Origin of the sequence: Sphingomonas populi, from assembly GCF_004208535.1 — a bacterium.
Lineage (GTDB): Bacteria > Pseudomonadota > Alphaproteobacteria > Sphingomonadales > Sphingomonadaceae > Sphingomonas > Sphingomonas populi.
The window spans coordinates 170,018-183,037 of the sequence record NZ_SGIS01000001.1 but is presented as its reverse complement, the minus strand read 5'-3'; the positions used below and the strand labels follow the sequence as shown (position 1 = coordinate 183,037).

14 protein-coding genes are annotated in these 13,020 nt (G+C 67.4%); 12 read left to right on the top strand and 2 right to left on the bottom strand.

Going from position 1 to position 13,020, the window contains the following annotated elements; translation table 11 throughout:
* The first annotated feature begins 8 nt into the window (after window positions 1-8).
* The 4 genes from EWE75_RS00865 to dnaE all read left to right on the top strand — a co-directional run bounded on the left by EWE75_RS00865 (window position 9) and on the right by dnaE (window position 5,387).
* Window positions 9-683 (top strand): ABC transporter ATP-binding protein, encoded by a 675-nt coding sequence (locus EWE75_RS00865; protein WP_069205430.1) that lies wholly within the window; start codon window positions 9-11, stop codon window positions 681-683.
* A complete protein-coding gene (locus EWE75_RS00860; RefSeq protein WP_130154803.1) occupies window positions 680-1,273 on the top strand; it encodes a GNAT family N-acetyltransferase in 594 nt (197 codons plus the stop codon). Before EWE75_RS00865 ends, EWE75_RS00860 begins: the two co-directional genes overlap by 4 nt.
* Entirely contained in the window at window positions 1,270-1,749 is a 480-nt protein-coding gene (locus tag EWE75_RS00855) for a glutathione peroxidase (protein WP_130154802.1), read from the top strand. Before EWE75_RS00860 ends, EWE75_RS00855 begins: the two co-directional genes overlap by 4 nt.
* A 143-nt stretch (window positions 1,750-1,892) precedes the next feature.
* On the top strand, window positions 1,893-5,387 hold the full coding sequence (gene dnaE, locus EWE75_RS00850) for a DNA polymerase III subunit alpha (protein ID WP_130154801.1): 3,495 nt from the start codon (window positions 1,893-1,895) through the stop codon (window positions 5,385-5,387).
* A 42-nt stretch (window positions 5,388-5,429) separates the two neighbouring features.
* On the opposite strand, the gene EWE75_RS00845 is transcribed toward dnaE, so the two are convergent.
* Window positions 5,430-6,008 (bottom strand): FMN-dependent NADH-azoreductase, encoded by a 579-nt coding sequence (locus EWE75_RS00845; protein ID WP_130154800.1) that lies wholly within the window; start codon window positions 6,006-6,008, stop codon window positions 5,430-5,432.
* Between the two features lie 40 nt (window positions 6,009-6,048).
* On the opposite strand from EWE75_RS00845, the gene EWE75_RS00840 reads away from it, so the two are divergent.
* Window positions 6,049-6,495 (top strand): winged helix-turn-helix transcriptional regulator, encoded by a 447-nt coding sequence (locus EWE75_RS00840; RefSeq protein ID WP_130154799.1) that lies wholly within the window; start codon window positions 6,049-6,051, stop codon window positions 6,493-6,495.
* Between the two features lie 3 nt (window positions 6,496-6,498).
* On the opposite strand, the gene EWE75_RS00835 is transcribed toward EWE75_RS00840, so the two are convergent.
* Entirely contained in the window at window positions 6,499-7,569 is a 1,071-nt protein-coding gene (locus EWE75_RS00835) for a PA0069 family radical SAM protein (protein WP_130154798.1), read from the bottom strand.
* A gap of 51 nt (window positions 7,570-7,620) precedes the next feature.
* Here EWE75_RS00835 and EWE75_RS00830 point away from each other — a divergent pair, with 51 nt between their 5' ends.
* From EWE75_RS00830 to EWE75_RS00800, 7 genes are all read left to right on the top strand, one after another.
* Entirely contained in the window at window positions 7,621-7,956 is a 336-nt protein-coding gene (locus EWE75_RS00830; RefSeq protein ID WP_130154797.1) for a VOC family protein, read from the top strand.
* A 120-nt stretch (window positions 7,957-8,076) separates the two neighbouring features.
* Window positions 8,077-8,799, top strand: a complete 723-nt coding sequence (gene ccmC / locus EWE75_RS00825) for a heme ABC transporter permease CcmC (protein ID WP_130154796.1) — start codon at window positions 8,077-8,079, stop codon at window positions 8,797-8,799.
* Between the two features lie 114 nt (window positions 8,800-8,913).
* Window positions 8,914-9,348 (top strand): cytochrome c maturation protein CcmE, encoded by a 435-nt coding sequence (gene ccmE / locus EWE75_RS00820; RefSeq protein WP_130154795.1) that lies wholly within the window; start codon window positions 8,914-8,916, stop codon window positions 9,346-9,348.
* 133 nt (window positions 9,349-9,481) lie between these two features.
* Window positions 9,482-11,443 (top strand): heme lyase CcmF/NrfE family subunit, encoded by a 1,962-nt coding sequence (locus EWE75_RS00815; protein WP_130154794.1) that lies wholly within the window; start codon window positions 9,482-9,484, stop codon window positions 11,441-11,443.
* Complete coding sequence (locus tag EWE75_RS00810) at window positions 11,440-11,970, top strand: redoxin family protein (RefSeq protein WP_130154793.1); 531 nt, start codon at window positions 11,440-11,442, stop codon at window positions 11,968-11,970. Before EWE75_RS00815 ends, EWE75_RS00810 begins: the two co-directional genes overlap by 4 nt.
* Window positions 11,967-12,374 (top strand): cytochrome c-type biogenesis protein, encoded by a 408-nt coding sequence (locus EWE75_RS00805; RefSeq protein ID WP_130154792.1) that lies wholly within the window; start codon window positions 11,967-11,969, stop codon window positions 12,372-12,374. The genes EWE75_RS00810 and EWE75_RS00805 overlap by 4 nt, the downstream gene beginning before the upstream one ends.
* The gene (locus EWE75_RS00800; RefSeq protein WP_231708134.1) at window positions 12,335-13,000 is read left to right on the top strand and encodes a tetratricopeptide repeat protein; all 666 of its coding nucleotides are present in this window, start codon (window positions 12,335-12,337) and stop codon (window positions 12,998-13,000) included. Before EWE75_RS00805 ends, EWE75_RS00800 begins: the two co-directional genes overlap by 40 nt.
* Window positions 13,001-13,020: the final 20 nt, after the last annotated feature.

Genomic DNA, 13,020 nt, shown 5'->3' with positions numbered 1-13,020 from the left:
TGCGCGGCATGAGCGTCCCCGTTCTCGCCGTAAGCGGCCTCGCGCGCAGCTTCGAGCAGGGCGGCGTGCGGATCGACGTGTTGCGCGGTGTCGATATGACCGTCGGGCAGGGCGAGATCGTCGCCCTTCTCGGTCCCTCAGGCTCGGGCAAATCCACGTTGTTGCAGGCGGTCGGGCTGCTCGAAGGCGGATTCGAAGGGTCGATCCGCATCGCCGGCGCCGAAGCCGCCGAACTCGATTCGGACGGGCGCACGCGCGTCCGACGCGAGTCGCTCGGGTTCGTCTATCAGTTCCACCATCTGCTGCCGGATTTCAGCGCCGCCGAGAATGTCGTGTTGCCGCAGATGATCCGTGGCGCCGATCGCGCCACCGCCGATGCGCGCGCCGAGGCGTTGCTCACCGCACTCGGCCTCGGCCACCGCCTGACGCACCGGCCGAGCCAATTGTCGGGCGGCGAACAGCAGCGCGTCGCGGTGGCGCGCGCGCTCGCCAACCAGCCGGCGCTGGTGCTCGCCGATGAGCCGACCGGCAATCTCGACGAGGCCACGGCGGACGTGGTGCTGGCCGAGTTCCTGCGGCTGGTGCGGGGCGAAGGCTCGGCGGCGCTGGTCGCGACTCACAACGAACGGCTCGCGCAGAAGATGGACCGGGTGGTGCGCCTCCACGAAGGCACGCTCGGATGAGCCTGTGGCGCTCGGTGCCGACGCTCAAGGGCCAGCACGTCACGCTGCGCCCGTTGACTCGCGAGGACGGCCCGGCGCTGGTCGAGGTCGCGCGCACCGATGGCCTGTGGAACCTGTTCTACGCCAACGTCGCCCGGCTGAAGGACGTCGATGCCTTCATGGACGAGACCTTCACCGGGCAGGAACACGGCCGCGTGCTGCCGTTCGCGGTGCTGGCTGGCGGCAAGGTGGTCGGCACGACGCGCTATCTTCGCATCGCCGAGAAGCACCGCCGGCTCGAGATCGGCGGCACCTTCTATGCAACGGCGGTGCAGCGCACCGGGGTCAACACCGAGGCGAAACTGCTGCTGCTCGGCCATGCCTTCGACGTGCTGGGCTGCCAGTGCGTGCAGATCCGCACCGATGCGCTCAACAAGCGCAGCCAGGCGGCGATCGAGCGGCTGGGCGCGACTCGCGACGGCGTGCTGCGTGGGCATCAGATCATGGCGGACGGCCGGCTGCGCGATTCGGTGGTCTATTCGATCCTCGATCGCGAATGGCCGGGCGTGCGGCAGAACCTTGAGTATTTGCTTGCGAGGCACGCGGCATGAGCGCGATCACCGACTTCACCGTGCGCGGCGCGGATGGCGTTCCGGTCGATCTGTCGGCCTATGCCGGCAAGGTGCTGCTGATCGTCAACACCGCCTCGAAATGCGGGTTCACGCCGCAATATCAGGGGCTGGAAGACCTGCGCCGGCGCTATGCCGCGCGCGGCTTCGAGGTGCTCGGCTTTCCCTGCAACCAGTTCGGCGCGCAGGAGCCGGGCGACGCCGCCGAGATCGCGACCTTCTGTTCGCTGACCTATGACGTGACCTTTCCGGTCTTCGCCAAGCTCGACGTCAACGGCGCCGCCGCCGATCCGCTGTTCGCGGCGTTGAAGGCGGACGCGCCGGGGTTGTTCGGGACGAAATCGATCAAATGGAACTTCACCAAGTTCCTGGTCGATCGCGGCGGCAAGGCGGTTGCACGCTATGGGCCGAGGACCGCGCCCGAGGCGATCGCGGCGGATATCGAGAAACTGCTGTAGCTATCGGTGTCTCGACTTCGCTCGACACGAACGGCTGTGGAGGTTCGTAACCATCCCCGTTCGCCCCGAGCGAAGTCGAGGGGCAAGCCCAATCGTCACATATGACGGTTTCGCGAATCGCGTGAGCCGGGCATAACGCTGCGATGGCCCATTCCGCGTTCGTTCCGCTGCGTATCTTCTCCTGCTACACCATGCTCGACGGGGCGATCGACCCCAAGGCGATTGCCAAGCGGGCGCAGGAACTGGGCTTTCCCGCCGCAGCACTGACCGATCGTAACGGCCTGTATGCGGCAATGGCCTATTCCGACGCGGCCAAGAAATCGGGCGTGCAGCCGGTGATCGGCACGATGCTGGGCGTGGCGCGGCCCGATCTGCCCGAGGGTGTCGAGCCGGTGTTCGACTGGCTGGCGCTCTATGCGCAGGATGAAACCGGCTATCGCAACCTGTGCGAACTGGTGTCGAAGGCGCATCTCGACCGGCCGCTCGAACACGCGCCGCACGTCGCGTTCGAGATGCTCGCCAGGCACACCGACGGGCTGATCGCGCTCACCGCCGGGCGCGAAGGCGGCCTTGCGCGGCTGTTCGCCGAGGATCAGCCGGCGCGCGCGCTGGCCTATGCCGATCGGTTGCAGGCGCTGTTCCCCGATCGGCTGTATATCGAACTGACGCGGCGGCTTGATCCGATCGAGGGCAAGGCCGAGGCGCCATTGCTCGATCTCGCTTATGCGCGTGATCTGCCGCTCGTCGCGACCAACCCGTGCTGCTTTGCCGAGGCCGATTTCGTCGAGGCGCACGACGCGATGCTGTGCATCGCCAGCTCGTCGTACCTCGCCAGCGAGGACCGCCCGCGCAGCTCGCCCGATGCGTGGATGAAGCCCGCCGCCGAGATGCGGACCTTGTTCGCCGATCTGCCCGAGGCGATCGCCAACACGCTCGTCGTCGCGCAGCGCTGTGCGGTGGCGGCGCCGTATCGCAAGCCGATCCTGCCGAGCCTCGCCGGCGACCGCGAGGGCGAGGCCGAGGCGCTGCGCGTCACCTCGCGCACCGGGCTGGAGGCGCGGCTCGCCAAGGCGAAGATCACCGATCCCGAAGTGCGGGCGAGCTACGCCGAACGGCTCGAATTCGAGCTCGACGTCATCATCTCGATGGGTTTTCCCGGCTATTTCCTGATCGTCGGCGATTTCATCAAATGGGCGAAGGATCACGACATTCCGGTCGGGCCGGGGCGTGGTTCGGGCGCTGGCTCGGTGGTGGCGTGGGCGCTGACCATCACCGATCTCGATCCCATCAAATTGGGACTGCTGTTCGAACGCTTCCTCAACCCGGAACGCGTGTCGATGCCCGACTTCGACATCGACTTCTGCGAAACCCGGCGTGGCGAGGTGATCCGCTACGTGCAGGAGAAATACGGCCGCGATCAGGTCGCGCAGATCATCACCTTCGGAAAATTGAAGGCGCGCGCGGTGCTGAAAGACACCGGCCGCGTGCTCCAGATGAGCTACGGTCAGGTCGATCGGCTGGCGAAGCTGGTGCCCAACTTCCCCGCCGATCCGTGGACGCTCGACCGCGCGATGAACGGCGTGTCCGAACTCGTCGCCGAATATAAGGGCGATGCCGGGGTCAAGCACCTGCTCGACCTCGCCATGAAGCTGGAGGGGCTGCCGCGCCACTCCTCGACTCACGCCGCCGGTGTGGTGATCGGCGACCGGCCGCTCGCCGAGCTGGTGCCGCTGTACCGCGATCCGCGCTCCGACATGCCGGTCACGCAGTTCGACATGAAATATGTCGAGGGTGCCGGGCTGGTGAAGTTCGACTTTCTCGGGCTCAAGACGCTGTCAGTGTTGCAGAAGGCGGTGCAGATGCTCGCTGACCGGGGCGTGACGATCGACCTGTCGGCGCTCGAATGGGATGACGAGGGCGTCTACAAATTGCTCCAGAAGGGCGACACGGTCGGCGTGTTCCAGCTCGAATCGGAGGGGATGCGGCGCACGCTGGCGGCGGTGAAGCCGTCCAATTTCGGCGACATCATCGCGCTCGTCTCGCTGTACCGACCGGGGCCGATGGACAATATCCCGAGCTTCGGCCGCCGCAAGAACGGGCAGGAGCCGATCGAATATCCGCATGCCTTGCTCGAACCGATCCTGGCCGAGACCTACGGCATCTTCGTCTATCAGGAACAGGTGATGCAGGCGACGCAGATCCTCGCCGGCTATTCGCTGGGCGGGGCCGATCTGCTGCGCCGCGCGATGGGTAAGAAGATCAAGGCGGAGATGGACGCGCAGCGGGCGATCTTCGTCGCGGGCTGCGCCGAGCATAACAAAATCCCCGCCGCCAAGGCCAACGAGCTGTTCGACTTGATCGACAAGTTCGCTGGCTACGGCTTCAACAAATCGCACGCGGCGGCCTATGCGTTGCTCGCGTACCAAACGGCGTGGCTCAAGGCGCATCATCCGCACGAATTTTTCGCAGCTTCAATGTGTTACGACATGGCGCTGACCGACAAGCTCAGCATTTTCGTCGATGATATGCGGCGCTTGGGCGTGGCGATCCTGCCGCCCGACATCAACCGCAGCGAGGCCGAGTTCTCGGTCGAGGATACCGGCAGCGCGGAAAGCCACGGTCTGGCGGTGCGCTATGCGCTCGGCGCGCTGAAAAGCGTCGGCGAGGCGGCGATGGAGAAGCTCATCGTCGAGCGCGAGGCGAACGGCAAGTTCGCCACGCTCGACGATCTCGCCCACCGCGTCGATCCGCGCCTGCTCAACAAACGCCAGTTGGAGACGCTGGCGGGAGCGGGGGCGTTCGATGCGTTCACCCCCAATCGCGCCGGCATCCATGCCGCCGCCGAGACGATCCTCGCCACTGCGTCTCGCGTGCAATCGATGCGCGCGAGCGGGCAGGGCGGGTTGTTCGGCGGCGAGGATGCGGCTGAACCGCCGATCCGCCTGCCCAACGCGCACTGGCCGCTGGCCGAACGGATGGAGGCGGAGAAGGACGCGTTCGGCTTCTATTTCTCGGCGCATCCGGTCGACCGCCACGGCCACCTCGCGCGGATGCATGGCGCGCGCAGCTATGCGACATTGGGCGAACTCGACATTCCCGACGACGGCAAATCGCGCGCCGGCGCGATGATGGCGGTGCTGGTCGAGGATGCGCGCTGGCGTACCTCGGCGCGCGGGCGGCGCTATCTGATGGCGACGCTGTCCGATCCATCGGGACAGTTCATCGCGACCTGTTTCGACGATGTCGTCGCCGCCGATCTTGAGGACGCCGCGCGCGAAGGCGCATGCGGGCTGCTCACGGTGGAGTTGGACCGGCGGCCCGGCGAGGAGACGCCGCGCGTTTCGGTCAAAAGGTTGCAGCGCTTCGATTCGCTGGCGACCGCAGCGCGCTTCGTGCTCGATCTCACCGTCGAGGCGCCGGCGGCGTTGCGGACGCTTGCCGACGTTCTCGCCGACTATCGCGGCGCGCGCGGCGAAGTGTGGGCGAAGGCGGCGATGCCGGGCGGCGGGTTCGCCCGCGTGCTGCTTGGTCGCGACTTCCTGCTCGATCAGGAGCTGGCAACGCGGATCGAGGGATTGCCGGGGATCAGCGGCGTCGCGTTGAAGACGTCGGAGACGCGGCTGGCGCTGGTCGGGTAACGGCGGGCCGGCAGAGGGTACGCGCCACCTGCCGGCCTGTCATCAGGCAGCGAGCCGCGTGATCGCCTGGTTGGCGGTGGCCAGCGCGGCGGCGAGGTGATCGGGACCGGCACGGACGCCTTCCGCGACGATGAAGTCGGGCGTCACGCCGATGAAGCCGAACACGCCCGCAAGCAAGGTCTGGAGATGTTCGAGACCGTCGCCAACCGCGCCCGGACCATAGAAATTCCCGCGTGACACCGCGATGATCACGCGCTTGCCGGGAATCAGCCCTTCGACGCCGTTCGGGCCGTGGCGGAAGGTCCGGCCAGCGACGATGACGCGATCGAGCCAAGCCTTGAGTTGGCTGGGAAACGTGAAATTATACATCGGCGCGCCGATGACGACGATGTCGGCATCGAGGAACTCCTCCAGGACGGCGGTGCTGGCAAGCGCAGCTTCGCTCTCGCCGCCGGGATATGCGGCCAGTTCGAGATGGGGGAGCGGGGCAGCCGCCAGATCGCGTTTGGTCACGGTAGCGGCCGGATCGGCGGCGACCAGCTTAGCGACGATCGCAGCCGTCAGCGACCGGCTGATCGAATCTCCGCCGGTGATGCTGGAATCGATCTGGAGCAGTTTCATTTTCAGGGTCTCCGGTATAGAAGGGTAACCGGGGCGGGATATGTTACCGCCGGCCCCCGCCGCGCAAGGAGGCACAATTTTGTCACCCAGCCACAGCGATGTGCCTGCCCCGGATAGTGCTGATCTCGCTCCGGCCGACATCCACAGCGGTTGCAAGATCGTCACGCCGTTATTGGCGCGGATCGGCGACAAGTGGAGTATGCTGGTGGTGATGGTGCTGTCCGCCGGCCCGCGCCGCTTTAACGAACTCAAGCGACTGATCGACGGCATCTCGCAGCGGATGCTGACTCACACCCTGCGCAGCCTCGAACGCGACGGGCTGGTCAGTCGAACCGTCTTCCCGACCATTCCGCCGCGGGTGGATTACGAACTGACTGCGCTCGGTCATTCCTTGCGCGTGCCGGTCAAGGCGCTGGGTGCTTGGGTCTTCGAAAATCGTGACGAGATCGCTCGCTCACGCTTGGCGTTCGACGATCGCGAGGATTGACGCCTAGAATAACTCCCCCTGCGCCCCCGCCGGCGCGCGGAACAGGTCCGTGCGCAACACAAGCTTCTCGCGCACCAGCCCGTGTTTGCGGCACGCGATCTGGACGCGGGTGCGCAGCAGGTCCGCCCACGGCCCCTGGCCGCGCATGCGTGTGCCGAAATTGGGATCATTGTCGCGCCCGCCACGCAGCGACTGGATCATCGCCATCACCTTGGCGGCGCGGTCGGGGAAGTGTTCGTCGAGCCAGGCGCGGAACAGCGGCGCGACTTCGTGCGGCAGGCGCACCGGGATGAAATTGACGCTGCGCGCGCCCGCCTGCGCCGCGCGCGCGATGAGATGTTCGATCTCGTGATCGGTGATCGCCGGGATCACCGGCGAGATCGAGACATAGGTCGGCACGCCTGCGTCGCTCAGCGCCTTGACCGCCGCCAGCCGCCGCTCGGGCGCGGGCGCGCGCGGTTCGACCGTCATCGCGGTGCGCCGGTCGAGCGAGGTGACCGAGATCATCACCGCGATCAGCCCGCGCTTCGCCATCGGCGCGATCAGATCGAGGTCGCGCAGGATGCGGTCGGACTTGGTGGTGATGAACAGCGGATGCCCGGTCTCGGCGAGCACTTCGAGGCAGCCGCGCATGATGCGCCATTCGGCCTCGATCGGCTGATAGGGATCGGTGTTGGTGCCGAACGCGATCGGCTGGACGACATAGCCGCGCTTGCCGAGTTCGGCGCACAGCAACGCGGGCGCATCGGGTTTGGCGAACAGCCGGCTCTCGAAATCGAGGCCCGGCGACAGGTCGAGATAGGCGTGGGTCGGCCGCGCGAAACAATAGATGCAGCCATGCTCGCAGCCGCGATAGGGGTTGATCGACTGATCGAAGCCGATGTCGGGCGAACTGTTGCGGGTGATGATCGTGCGCGGCGTTTCGACCGTGACAGTGGTGCGCAACGGCGCGGGACCGTCATCGACGATCTCGCGATCGTCGAGCCAGTCGCCATCGACCGCGCGTTCGGGCAGATTGAAGCGCGCGCTCTCGCGATTGATGGTCGCGCCACGCGCTGGGCGAGTCTTTGCCATTGCGCGATGCTACGACGGGCAATAGAACAATACAAGAACATGGAGGCTTGAATGGCGCGAATCAATTATGTCGAACTGCCCGTGGCAGACACCGCGCGGGCGAAGGCGTTTTACGGATCGGCGTTCGGCTGGGCGTTCACCGATTTCGGGTCCACCTATGCGGCGACCACCAGCGGCGACACCGATCTCGGCTTTCAGGCCGATCCGGCAGAAAAAACGGCGGCGCTACTGCCGGTGATCGACGTGGCCGACGTGGATGCGGCGTTCGCGGCGGTCGAAGCGGCTGGCGGGGCGATCACGCTGCCGATCGTCGAATATCCGGGCGGCAAGCGGTTCCACTTCCGCGATCCCGACGGGCACGAACTCGCCGTATCGCAGTCCGATTGACCGTCGCCCCGGCGGCTAGGTGTTGGACTTTAGTCTCGCCAAACTAGCTGGCGGCACGGTCTACACGCGCCGACAAGTTTGGTTGAGTGTTGCCGCGCAATTGCCTAGACGTTGGAGATCGTGGCTTCCCTTCATGCCCTTGCCAATCCCGCCCGCTTCCTCAAGCTGGCGCGGCCACTCACGCCAGCGCTGTTCTGGGCGGGCGTGGTGCTGATCGCGATCGGCGCGTGGGCAGGGTTGACACAAACGCCGGCCGATTATCTCCAGGGCGAGACGGTTCGCATCCTCTACATCCACGTACCGGCCGCATGGCTCGGCATGGGCGGGTGGAGCAGCATCGCGATGTGTTCGCTCGCCTATCTGGTGTGGCGGCATCCGCTGGCGATGATCGCTGCGCGGGCGATCGTGCTGCCCGGCGCGGTGTTCGCCGCACTCTGCCTCGTCACCGGCTCGATCTGGGGGCGCCCGACCTGGGGAACCTGGTGGGAATGGGACGGCCGGTTGACCTCGATGCTGCTGCTGCTGTTCGTCTACCTCGGCTTCATGGCGCTGCTGCGCGCCGATGCTGATCGCGGCGGTGACGGACGCATCCCGGCGCTGTACGGCCTCGCCGGATCGGTGCTGCTGCCGATCATCCGCTATTCGGTGGTGTGGTGGAATACTTTGCATCAGGGCGAGAGCATCGGGCTGACGCGATCGAGCATCGACGCGACGATGCTGTGGCCGCTGTGGTTCACGCTGGGCGGCTTCTCGCTGTTCTTCGCGAGCGTGGTGCTGATGCGGATGCGGACGATCCTCGCCATCACCAAGGCCGAGGCGCGGATGCGGCGGATGGCGCGATGAGGACTCTGGCGTGAATCCCTGGCCGTTCGTCATCGCCGCTTATGCGATCACCGGCGTCGGCGCGGCCGCGCTGGCGGCGTGGAGCTATCTCGCGATGCGGGGCAGCGAACGGCGGTGAAAGCGAAGCAGCAACGCATGATGCTCGCCGGCCTCGGGCTGGCGGCGGTGGCGGCGGCGGCGCTGCTCGCGCTGTCGGCGCTCAAGGATCAGGCCTCGTTCTTCTATGCGCCGGGCGATGTGCAGCGGCAGGGCCTGCCGCTCGGCCGCGCGGTGCGGCTCGGCGGGATGGTCGAGGACGGGTCGATCAAGCGGCAGGCGGATGGCGTCTCGATTCATTTCGTCGTGGGGGACGGCGTCGCGCGCGTGCCGGTCAGCTTCCGTGGCATCGCCCCCGATCTGTTCCGCGAGCGCTCCGGCGTGGTGGCGGAAGGATCGTTCAACCCCGACGGCAGCTTCACCGCGACCAATCTGCTCGCCAAGCACGACGAGAAGTATATGCCGCCGCAGATGGCCGGCAAAATGCACGAAACCACGACGTTGAAGGAATGAGCGCTCGCGTTCGCCTTCGTGCCCCCCTTCCTGAAAGGGAGGGGCTGGGGGTGGGTCTGCCTGCAGCGGGCGGCGCGCTTCCTTGTGAGCAACCCACCCCCGGCCCCTCCCTTCCAGGGAGGGGAGACGCCGCATGATCGCCGAGGCCGGCCTCGCCGCCTTGTGGCTGGCCGCCGCGCTGGCGGCGATGCAGTTCGTGCTCGCCGCGATCGCCGTGCGGCGCGTGCTGATCGATCCCGAGGACGGGAGCGCGCTGACCACCGATCTGATCGGCGCGGTGCGGCCGGTCGCGATCGTGCAGGGCGCGCTGGCGGCGCTGGCGATGGCGCTGCTGATCGCGGTGTTCCTGCGCAGCGACATGTCGGTGCTGCTCGTCGCCGAGAATAGCCATTCCGAGAAGCCGTGGCTCTACAAATTCGCGGGCGCATGGGGGAACCACGAAGGCTCGATGCTGCTGTGGGTTACGATCCTCGGGCTGGCCGGCGGCGCGGTGGCGATCTTCGAACGTAGCCTCGCGCGCGCGACGCTGACCGCGACGCTCGGCGCGCAGGCGCTGATCGCGCTCGGCTTCTACGCGTTCCTGCTGTTCGCCTCGAACCCGTTCGCGCGGATCGATCCGGCGCCATCGGACGGGCAGGGCCTCAACCCGTTGTTGCAAGACCCCGGTTTGGCCTTCCATCCGCCGACTCTCTACATCGGCTATGTCGGCATATCGGTGGCGTTTTCGTTCGCGGTCGGCGCGCTGGTGGCGCGCGATGTCGGGCCGGCGTTCGCGCGCGCGATGCGGCCGTGGGTGCTGGGCGCTTGGATCTTCCTGACGCTCGGCATCACCGCCGGCAGCTATTGGGCTTATTACGAGCTCGGCTGGGGCGGCTGGTGGTTCTGGGACCCGGTCGAGAACGCCTCGCTGATGCCGTGGCTGGCGGCGACCGCTCTGCTCCATTCGGTGACGGTACTGGCGACCCGCGATGGTCTCCGCGCCTGGACGGTGATGCTGGCGGTGGTGGCGTTCTCGATGTCGATGATCGGCACCTTTCTGGTGCGCTCGGGCATCCTCACGAGCGTCCATGCTTTCGCGGTCGATCCGACGCGGGGCAGCTTCATCCTCGCGCTGCTGGTGCTGTATATCGGTGGCGCGCTGGCGCTGTTCGCGACGCGGGTCGGAACGGTGCGCGCGGGCAATACGTTCGATCTGGTCAGCCGCGAGGGCGCTTTGGTCGCCAACAATCTGCTGCTGTCGGTGATCCTCGGCGTGGTGCTGATCGGCACGCTGTATCCGATTCTCGCGGCCGGCTTCGGCGTGCAATTGTCGGTCGGTCCGCCGTTCTTCAACAAGGCGGCGGGGCCGGTCGCGCTGCTGCTGGTGGTGGTGATGGCGGCGGGGCCGCTGTTGCGCTGGCGGCGCGACGGCTTGCGCGCGCTGGCGGCGCGGATGGGCGCGCCGGTGGCGGCGTTCGCGATCGTGCTGGTTGCGGTGCTGGTGTTTGGCGGCGGAATATCCCTGTTGCCGCTGCTCGGGCTGGCGCTGGCGGCGGGGCTGGCGGTGGCGAGCGTTGCGCCTTTGTGGGGACGTAACCTGCTCCGCACGCCGTTGTTCACCTGGGGAATGGTGGTCGCGCATCTCGGCATCGCGGTGAGCCTCGCCGGCATGGCCTCGGAGAGCGCCTTCACCAAACAGACGTTGGTCGCGGCGCGCGTCGGCGAGCCGCAGCAGGTCGGGCCGTACACGGTCACGCTGAACGGGGTTTCGCCGGTGATCGGCCCGAACTGGTCGGCACTTGAGGCGCATTTGTCGGCGCGGCGTGGCGATGCGCCGGCGATCCTGCTTCGCCCGCAATCGCGGTTCTTCACCAATCCCGTCACGGTGACGAGCGAGTCGGCGATCGCGACGGTTTGGGATGGGCAATTGTACACCGTGCTGGGCCAGATCGACGGGGCAGGGCGTGTCCAGTTGCGGCTGTGGTGGAAGCCCTTCGTGACGTTGATCTGGCTCGGCGGCGCACTGGTCGCGCTGGGCGGGGCGCTGTCGCTGGTTGGCAGGCTGCTGCGTGAACGACGCGCGCGGCGACGCGTCGAAGCGGAGGCGTGGGTATGAAGGGCGGCGTGAAGCTGTGGCTTCCCCTGCTCGCGTTCGCGGCGGTGCTCGCGCTCATCGCGATGGCACTGTATCGCCCGGCTGATCGCACCGTCTATTCGGCGATGGTCGGCAAGCCGCTCCCCGCGTTCGACACGCCGCCGCTGCTGTCCGGCAAGCCCGGCCTCGCCAGCGCCGCGTTCCGCGACGGCAAGCCAAAACTGCTCAACATCTTCGCGAGCTGGTGCGTGCCCTGTGCCGCCGAAGCGCCACAACTGATGGCGCTCAAGGCGGCGGGCGTCACGATCGAGGGCGTCGCGATCCGCGACACGCCGCAGGCGATGCGCGATTTTCTCGCGCGCGGCGGTGATCCCTATGCGGCGATCGGCGACGACAAGGCGAGCGCGGTGCAACTCGCGCTCGGCTCGTCAGGCGTGCCGGAGAGTTTCCTGATCGACGGGAAGGGCACGATCCTGCTCCAGCACGTCGGCGATATCCGCGCCGATGAAGTGCCCGGCATCGTCGCCAGGCTGAAGGCGGCGCAATGAAGCGGCTCGCCTTCGCCGTGCTGATGCTCGCCGCCGCCCCCGCGCTGGCGGACAGCAACCTGCCGGCCGCGCCGCTGGCCAACACGCAACTGCCCGATCCAAAACAAGAGGCGCAGGCGCAGGCGCTGATGACGACATTGCGCTGCCTCGTCTGTCAGGGCCAGTCGATCGCCGACAGCGATGCCGAAATGGCCGGCGACATGCGCGCTTTGGTGCGTCAGCGCATCCAGGCGGGGGAGAAGCCCGCCGCGATCCGCGACTGGCTGGTCGCGCGCTACGGCGATTACGTCACCTATGATCCGCCGTTCAGCCTGCTCACCGCGCCGTTGTGGATCGCGCCGCTCGCGCTGATCGCGCTCGGCATATGGCTGGCGCGGGCGAGCTTTCGGAGGCGGCGCGCGTGATGGGATGGATCGCGCTCGGGCTGATCGGCGTGGCGGCGGCGGCGGGATTGTGGCTGTTCGGCGTCGCGCGCCCGTTGTGGAGTTTCATCGGCGCCGGGCTGATGCTCGGCGCGACCGGCTATGCGGTGCAGGGGCGGCCGGGGCTGGCCGGCGATCCGGTCCAGGCGTTCACCCGGCCGATGCCCGTCGACGCTGGTCTGATCGAATTGCGCGGCGACATGTTCGGCCGCTATACCGGCGAGGCCGCTTATATGGTGATGGCCGACGGGCTGACGCGCGCCGGCAATCCGCATGCGGCGGTGCAGATCATGCTCGGCGGGGTCGGGCATGCGCCGGACAATGTGGCTTTGTGGACATGGCTCGGCATGGCCTATGCGCGGCATGATGGCGGGGCGGTGTCGCCGGCGGCGCGGCTGGCGTTCGCGCGCGCGATGCAGCTTGCCCCAAACCATCCGGCGCCGCCGTTCTTCCTCGGCGTCGCGCTGATCCAGAGCGGTGATTTCGCCGCCGCGCGGCCCTATTGGGCGCGCGCGCTGGCCTTGGCGCCGAAGACCATCTCCTACCGGCCGGCGATCGCTGAGCGGCTGGCGATCCTCGACAAATATCTCGCCGCGACGAAGCCGTAATCGCGCTGCCGCGTTGGGCC

Coding starts and splice junctions, on each gene's coding strand:
- EWE75_RS00840 (WP_130154799.1), top strand. CDS start 6,049: ATGTTACCGCCGGCCCCCGCCGCGCAAGGAGGCACAATTTTGTCACCC.
- EWE75_RS00830 (WP_130154797.1), top strand. CDS start 7,621: ATGGCGCGAATCAATTATGTCGAACTGCCCGTGGCAGACACCGCGCGG.
- EWE75_RS00845 (WP_130154800.1), bottom strand. CDS start 6,008: ATGAAACTGCTCCAGATCGATTCCAGCATCACCGGCGGAGATTCGATC.
- EWE75_RS00835 (WP_130154798.1), bottom strand. CDS start 7,569: ATGGCAAAGACTCGCCCAGCGCGTGGCGCGACCATCAATCGCGAGAGC.
- EWE75_RS00855 (WP_130154802.1), top strand. CDS start 1,270: ATGAGCGCGATCACCGACTTCACCGTGCGCGGCGCGGATGGCGTTCCG.
- EWE75_RS00860 (WP_130154803.1), top strand. CDS start 680: ATGAGCCTGTGGCGCTCGGTGCCGACGCTCAAGGGCCAGCACGTCACG.
- EWE75_RS00810 (WP_130154793.1), top strand. CDS start 11,440: ATGAAGGGCGGCGTGAAGCTGTGGCTTCCCCTGCTCGCGTTCGCGGCG.
- EWE75_RS00800 (WP_231708134.1), top strand. CDS start 12,335: ATGGCTGGCGCGGGCGAGCTTTCGGAGGCGGCGCGCGTGATGGGATGG.
- EWE75_RS00805 (WP_130154792.1), top strand. CDS start 11,967: ATGAAGCGGCTCGCCTTCGCCGTGCTGATGCTCGCCGCCGCCCCCGCG.
- dnaE (WP_130154801.1), top strand. CDS start 1,893: ATGGCCCATTCCGCGTTCGTTCCGCTGCGTATCTTCTCCTGCTACACC.
- EWE75_RS00865 (WP_069205430.1), top strand. CDS start 9: ATGAGCGTCCCCGTTCTCGCCGTAAGCGGCCTCGCGCGCAGCTTCGAG.
- EWE75_RS00815 (WP_130154794.1), top strand. CDS start 9,482: ATGATCGCCGAGGCCGGCCTCGCCGCCTTGTGGCTGGCCGCCGCGCTG.